The organism is Bordetella sputigena (genome assembly GCF_965137885.1).
In the GTDB taxonomy this organism is placed as follows: domain Bacteria; phylum Pseudomonadota; class Gammaproteobacteria; order Burkholderiales; family Burkholderiaceae_B; genus Bordetella_C; species Bordetella_C sputigena.
This window is the reverse complement of sequence record NZ_CBCSCA010000031.1, coordinates 1-6,280: the sequence shown is the minus strand read 5'-3', so window position 1 is coordinate 6,280 and position 6,280 is coordinate 1. Positions and strand designations below refer to the sequence as shown.

At 58.4% G+C, this 6,280-nt stretch carries 7 protein-coding genes and 1 pseudogene; 3 read left to right on the top strand and 5 right to left on the bottom strand.

The window, feature by feature from the left end; all coding sequences use genetic code 11:
* Positions 1-289 (bottom strand): annotated as a pseudogene (locus ACNA0R_RS27185) (hypothetical protein); the annotation flags it as partial.
* 86 nt (positions 290-375) lie between these two features.
* Here ACNA0R_RS27185 and ACNA0R_RS27180 point away from each other — a divergent pair.
* From ACNA0R_RS27180 to ACNA0R_RS27170, 3 genes are read left to right on the top strand one after another with little or no spacing between them, the layout of a single operon-like run.
* On the top strand, positions 376-1,446 hold the full coding sequence (locus ACNA0R_RS27180; protein WP_415829197.1) for a Bug family tripartite tricarboxylate transporter substrate binding protein: 1,071 nt from the start codon (positions 376-378) through the stop codon (positions 1,444-1,446).
* Positions 1,443-2,429, top strand: a complete 987-nt coding sequence (locus ACNA0R_RS27175) for a 2-hydroxyacid dehydrogenase (protein WP_415829196.1) — start codon at positions 1,443-1,445, stop codon at positions 2,427-2,429. The genes ACNA0R_RS27180 and ACNA0R_RS27175 overlap by 4 nt, the downstream gene beginning before the upstream one ends.
* A gap of 22 nt (positions 2,430-2,451) precedes the next feature.
* Positions 2,452-2,901: a hypothetical protein gene (locus ACNA0R_RS27170; RefSeq protein ID WP_415829195.1), complete on the top strand. Its 450-nt coding sequence runs from the start codon at positions 2,452-2,454 to the stop codon at positions 2,899-2,901.
* 18 nt (positions 2,902-2,919) lie between these two features.
* Here the strand turns inward: ACNA0R_RS27170 and ACNA0R_RS27165 are convergent, their stop codons facing one another.
* The 4 genes from ACNA0R_RS27165 to ACNA0R_RS27150 form a co-directional block, all read right to left on the bottom strand.
* Entirely contained in the window at positions 2,920-3,615 is a 696-nt protein-coding gene (locus ACNA0R_RS27165) for a GntR family transcriptional regulator (RefSeq protein ID WP_415829194.1), read from the bottom strand.
* 109 nt (positions 3,616-3,724) lie between these two features.
* Positions 3,725-4,690: a Bug family tripartite tricarboxylate transporter substrate binding protein gene (locus ACNA0R_RS27160; protein ID WP_415829193.1), complete on the bottom strand. Its 966-nt coding sequence runs from the start codon at positions 4,688-4,690 to the stop codon at positions 3,725-3,727.
* 599 nt (positions 4,691-5,289) lie between these two features.
* Positions 5,290-5,775, bottom strand: a complete 486-nt coding sequence (locus tag ACNA0R_RS27155) for a GNAT family N-acetyltransferase (protein ID WP_415829192.1) — start codon at positions 5,773-5,775, stop codon at positions 5,290-5,292.
* Positions 5,776-5,999: 224 nt separating this feature from the next.
* On the bottom strand, positions 6,000-6,280 hold a 281-nt coding region (locus ACNA0R_RS27150; RefSeq protein WP_415829191.1), incomplete at its 5' end, for an amidohydrolase family protein.

The window sequence follows — 6,280 nt, the reverse complement described above, 5'->3', positions numbered from 1 at the left end:
CAAACAGCGCCTGGCGCAGTTTAAAACCGAACAGTGTCATCTGTTCGGTCAGGGGCATCACGGTGAGGGGCAGGTAGTCCGGGTGCACGTGAACGTCCCACAGACCAGGCATAAGGTACGCACCCTTCACATCGACGACCTCGGCGTCGGTCGATCCAGCGGACGTACCGGCGCCTTCAACGATGTTGACGATACGCCCGTCTTGGACAACAACCGCGACATTGCGGCGCACGCCTTCCGTCACGCTGTCGATGAGGGAGGCGTTGGCATAGATCGTTTGCTTTGTCATTACTCTAACCTTGATTTTTTTACCGCCGCCAGGCGTCTTCGGCGATTGAGAATGTTGATTGCTGACAATGATAGGGGCGCCGAAGTATGGCGCTATCCGGGTTTTCGCTGATGTGGCTCCGCGCCAGCCTAGTGATGATTGGGATTGACGGCGCCCACGATTATCACCACACTTTGCCGACAATCAGCAATGGGGTGAACATGATACGGCCTGTGATGCGCTGCGCTTTATTGGTCTTGGCGGTCTTTCAAGGGGGCGCGCCGGCGATCGCGGCCGAGCCTTACCCCTCCAAGCCCATTCGGTTGATCGTTCCTTTTCCACCCGGCGCGATGACGGATTACGTCGGCCGGCTCGTCGGCGAAGCGTTGACCAAGACGTTGAACGCGTCCGTCGTGGTGGAGAATCGCCCGGGGGCCAGCGGATTGATCGGATCGGACTTCGTCCGCACGGCGAGTCCCGACGGATATACCCTGGGGATCATGACAACGGACGCGACGGTTCGGATGTTGCAACGAGGAGGCTCCGACCCGGTTTCCGAATTCACGCACGTTTCGATGCTGGCGTCGCAGCCGATGATGCTGATCGTCAACGCCAAATCGCGATTCCAGACATTGAACGACTACGTCCAGGACGCGAAGAAGAACCCTGACTCCGTCACTTATGGTTCGAACGGCGACGGTAGCGCCACTCACTTGGCGATGAAGGACTTTTCAAACCGAGCGGGAATAAAACTGGTCCACATACCCTATAAGGGAGCACTGCCTGCGCTGACCGATGTGCTGGGTGGCCAGGTGGATTCCATGCCAATCAGCTTCCAAGCAGGTGGCGCCCAGCTGCGCGACGGCGGTATACGCGCATTGGCCGTTTCCGCCAACGCTCGCTTGAGCGGCGCGCCAACCGTGCCCACATTCGCCGAGGCCGGTTACCCCAGCTTCGAGTTCAGATTATGGTATGGGCTGGTCGCGCCCAAGGGCCTGCCGGATACCCTGCGAGTCCAGCTGCGAGACGCTGTGCAGAAGGCTTTTTCGACGCCGGACATGAACGCGCGCGTGACTTCGCAGGCCGCGGATTCGATCGCGATCCCCGCAGTGGATCCGCAGGCTTTCATGCAAGCTGAAGTCAAGCGATGGAGCACGCTTCTGGAAAGCGCTCGATGAAGGCCATCAGCGTTGCGCTACATGGTGCCAATAACTACGAAAGCGCGGAACGTCTGCGGCAGCAAGCTTCGCAACCCCTGACGCTGACCAGCATCCCCGACGACGTCGGCGGAGACGCATTGCGTCGCTGTGTAGAAAACGTCGATGTGCTCATCACGAATAAGTGGAATACGGATATCAAGCACTTGAGCGGTTTGCGGCTGCTGCAGGTCAATGCTGCCGGTTACGACCAGATCGACTTGGACTGCTTGCCGCGGACCACCGCCGTGTGCCGCGCCGATGGCCACGGCCCGGGTATCGCCGAATACATCCTCGGTGCCATGCTTGCCAGCTCCCATGCAATGATGCCGGCTGACCGGACATTGAGACTGGGTCAGTGGCGCTATCGGGGTCTGTACTATCGCCCGCTGCGGCGCGAGCTCAGTGCGAGCACCCTCGGGATTATTGGATACGGCGCGATCGGCCAAGCCCTCGCTGCGAAGGCCGGACCTTTGCTGGACCGCGTCGTTGCCTTGTCTCGCTCCAATCCCAGCGATCCGAACTTGACCAAATGGTACGAGCCGGATGCGTTGAGCGAACTTCTTGCGGTGAGCGATTATGTTGCCGTTTGTCTGCCGCTCACGCCGCAAACCCTAGGGATGATCGGCGCGGCCCAACTGGCGGTAATGAAAAAGACGGCGGTCATAATCAACGTCGGACGCGGACCGATCATCGACGAACATGCGCTGTATTCGGCCCTCGAAAGCGGGATGATCGGCGGCGCTGTACTGGATGTCTGGTGGAACTATCCGGCGAGAGCGGGCGATGTGACGTACCCGTCTGCCAGACCGTTCCATAAATTGGAAAATGTGGTTCTGACGCCGCATATTTCGGGTTGGTCGGAGCAAATTCTGGAACGTCGCTGGAAAATCATTGCGCAGAATGTTGAGGCAGTGATGCGTGGCGGCGAACTGAGCGGAATCGTGCTGCCCGCCAGGGCTTGATTCCATGCATGGAGACAGAACAATGACGCCGTTGGAAGCCAAATATATCGCCGATGATCTTCTGCATCGCTATTGGTGGGAAGTCGACCTGAACGAAGGGTATCGCGCACACGAATTCTATCGGGATGATGCCCTATACGACATGTGCGGGAGCGTTATGCGGGGCCCCGCCGCGGTCGCGGCTTACTATCAATCGCGACGGACGACGCAAGACCGCGTCGTCCGGCATGTGATAAGCAATCTCTTTGCGCGAATGGACGAGGCTCAGGATGGAATCGGCATCAACGCGACGCTCTGCTTGTACGCGGGCCATGGCCCGATACCGTTGTCGCAAACCGTGCCAAGCATGATCGCCGACGTTTCGGCGATCATCCGGCCGGACGGTCATCACTGGCGTTTCGTGTCGCACACGCTCTCGCCGATCTTCCGAGTACCCGGCTCGGTGCTTCATCCGCCCTCGACGGCGAACTGATTGCGCTCCGGAGGGCAATCACTTTGCTTGGGGAATCCCCCAGGCAGTTTCCCCCCGAATGGACAACAGATACGAATGCAGGCGCTTGCCTTCTTCGACGGCGTGAACCCACAGCAGATGGCTGGCAGCGTCTGCGTCACCTGAAATGAGGGCCTGTACGAAAGGCTGGTGATGGTCGATCACATCTTCCGGCTTCGCGACGAAGTTATACGTGGAGGCGACGAAAACCTTAATCTGTTGTTCGACCAGCCGATAATGCTCCGATAGACGTCCGCTACCAGTCAAATCGATGATTTTCCGGTGAAAAAGGAAGTCCTTTTTTGCGATATGCGGATACTTTCCAAGCGCACAGGCTTGTTCCAGCGCCGCAAACGCCTCTTCGATCGCTTTGGCGGTGGCCGGGTTCATCCGCTCACACACGATGCGCGCTGCCGTCGACTCCAGCCCGGCGCGAAGCGTGTACAGCTCCCACAGGTCCTCAGGCTCGATCGATGACGTCGCCCATCCCGTATAAGGGGTCTGTTTTACCAGGCCCTCTTGCGCCAACTGATAGAGCGCGATCCGCAGCGTTCCGCGCGAAACCGCCAGGCGTTCGGCCAGACTTGCTTCGGTGATTCGCGTACCGGGAAGAATCTCGCCTGACAGCATCTGCGCACGCAGCGCCTCAGTAACCAAGTATTCAGCGGACTGCTTTTTGATTGCTTCCAGTGCCATGATCTATATGCGCCAAACCGAAACTCTGGATTCGGACTTCGAAGCTTCCTAGTGTACTCGACGCATCATTTCCCAACGGCCTGGCCGGCGCCGTGCATCATGCCGCCAACTATTGTTCGACGCGAATTTTGCGAATACGTATCACTTCACCAATATCGGCGCTATTGGTTCGAATCGTTTGCGCAAAATCGGCCGGGCTGCCGCCGATCGGCTGCGCATCGATCGAGGCAAGCGCCTGTCGTGCGCGATCAGTCCGAAGAATGCCGTTGATCTTTTCATTCAACATTTTCACCACCGAATCCGGTGTGCCGGCCGGTGCCACAATTCCATACCACGCACTGAAATTCGCCTGCCCGATTCCTAGTTCTGCCATGGTCGGTACGGAAGGAAAACCCTTCAGGCGCGCGGGCGCTCCGACTGCCAGTGCTTTCAGCTTTCCTTCGCGAACATATTGGAGCGCCGAACTGACGTCGCACATGGCCTCCAACTGGCCGCCCATCAAGTCGACCAACGCGGGCGCGGAACCCTTGTACGGAACGTGGGTCATCTCGATGCCGGCATAGGCGGAAATGGTTTCGCAAAATATGTGGTTGGTGGCACCGACGCCCGAGGACGCAAAGCGTATCTTGCCGGGATTGGCTTTCGCATAAGCGACGAAAGCCGGGAAGGAGTCCACCGGAAGTAAGTCATTGATCAACAGAACATTTGGTGACAAGGCTACGTTGATGACTGGGACAAGTTCCGTGGCAGGATCGTACGAAAGCTTCATCAATAGTGGGCTCACAACGACCGTTCCCAGAGAGGCTACCCCCAGCGTATATCCATCCGGTTTGCTTTTTGCGACCAGGGCCGTGCCCAATGAACCACCTGCGCCAGGCTTGTCCTCCACGATAAAAGCTTGCTTCAGTTCATCGCTGAGTCCGGCCGCCACGAGCCTGGCCACCGCGTCTGTCGCTCCGCCCGCGGCAAAAGGGGAGATTATCTTCACCGGTCGCGCCGGGTAGGTCTCCGCGGCTTTTGCGCCGGGCGCGAATAAGCATGCCAATAGAACAACGCCACATACAACTTTGCTCATCATCGACTCCTATAGCTTGAAGGATGCCAGGGTATTCACGTTTTGAACGGCGGGTCAGATGGAAGTAATCCGGTGTCCCGCGCACCGCGGATTGCCAGCGCCTCTCTCAGCCGCTGACTGAACTGCGTCATCTGATCGGTCAAAGGAAACACATCGACCCGGACCAGGTATGGCGCCGGATCGTAATCAACGTATCAGTAAGGGATTAACTACCTGTGGCCTTGCTTGGATGATCGGCAGTCAGCCGCATAGGCGCTACTTAAGCTCGTTGCGACGGCACTCAGAAACAGCCTTGCAAACTTTCAAACCGCAGAGCCTGGATAGCTGGAATGCACGGATCATAGGCGCTTTGCTGATGGCTGACAATCAGCGATAACAGCCGTTTTGCGGGTTTCTGCTTTGTCGTTTTCCCCAATAGATTCCCTGACTAACGCGCCAATTTATTATTGTCGATTGTCATCTTTCCAATGAAAACTATCCGACTTATGCGGTCTTCATCGTCCGCCCACTTGGCTCCCTGGCCGGCGCCTATGATCTGAGGCGCGGCGCTCGGCCGCACCGAACGAAGCGCATGCAAACTGCGTGTCGGCGTTGCCGTCTCATGCGGACTTGAGTTCCTTCCGATATGCGATCTGTCTGCCCTGCCAGACGTCCGAGTACGCTTTGAACCCCAGGCTCTCGTAAATCCGGTTGGATGCTACGTTCTTCTCATTGGTGTTGAGCGTGACCAGGCGCACACCATCGCCGCGCGACGTCTCCAGTGCATGTTCAATAAGGGCTTGACCAGCGCCCTGGCCGCGGTAGCGCTCAGTCACGAAGAGGTCGGAGATCGCAGCGGCCGGCCCGTCCGCCCACAGAGAATAGTGATACCAAACCGAGCTGTAGCCCACGGGATCGTGATCCAGGGTGGCCAAACCGATCCTGGCATTTTGGCTACGCAGCAAATACGTCACGCTACCGACAATGTCGTCATAGGATGGAGCGGGTCGCTTCAGGAAGTCGCGAAACTCCATGACCAGGCGACTGACCGCCTCGCAGTCTTCACGCGTTGCTGTTCGGATCTGAAAGCCTGAACGATTTGTCAATTCCGTCACTCCAGGATGGGACCGTCGGTCCAGTGATTATTGAAAAATGTCGAAACTGCTGTGCATGCGTACTGTGAACTCGGCTGGTGCTGGTGGTATCGCGCGGCGCGTCCTTCGTATTGGGGAACTCCCGCGGCATGTGCGCCAGAGCGCCCGTGCCGCGGTCCCGGCAGGCGCCGAAGTGACGACCCATGGCGGTTCGTCTCAAGCACGGCTTAGCTGCGTCATAGGCAGGTCTGCTTCGCCTGGCCTTCCGCACGCTTATCCGAGATCACGCGGCCGTCCTTGATGACGAGTTGCAAGGAGCGGATGTTGTTGATGTTGTCGAGGGGATTGTCCTTGAGGACGATCAGATCAGCGATTTTCCCGACTTCCACCGTGCCACGTTCATGCCCGACGCCACAGAGCTCGGCCCCGCTGCGGGTGGCCGCCACCAGCGTCTGCCACGTGGTGGCTCCGGCGCGCGCCCAAAGGCCCATCTCCAGCAGTGCGCCGTCTTTGAGCG

Bases quoted from the DNA above. Each gene is read 5' to 3' on its own strand.
- ACNA0R_RS27180 (WP_415829197.1), top strand. From the start codon at position 376: ATGGCGCTATCCGGGTTTTCGCTGATGTGGCTCCGCGCCAGCCTAGTG.
- ACNA0R_RS27175 (WP_415829196.1), top strand. From the start codon at position 1,443: ATGAAGGCCATCAGCGTTGCGCTACATGGTGCCAATAACTACGAAAGC.
- ACNA0R_RS27170 (WP_415829195.1), top strand. From the start codon at position 2,452: ATGACGCCGTTGGAAGCCAAATATATCGCCGATGATCTTCTGCATCGC.
- ACNA0R_RS27165 (WP_415829194.1), bottom strand. From the start codon at position 3,615: ATGGCACTGGAAGCAATCAAAAAGCAGTCCGCTGAATACTTGGTTACT.
- ACNA0R_RS27160 (WP_415829193.1), bottom strand. From the start codon at position 4,690: ATGAGCAAAGTTGTATGTGGCGTTGTTCTATTGGCATGCTTATTCGCG.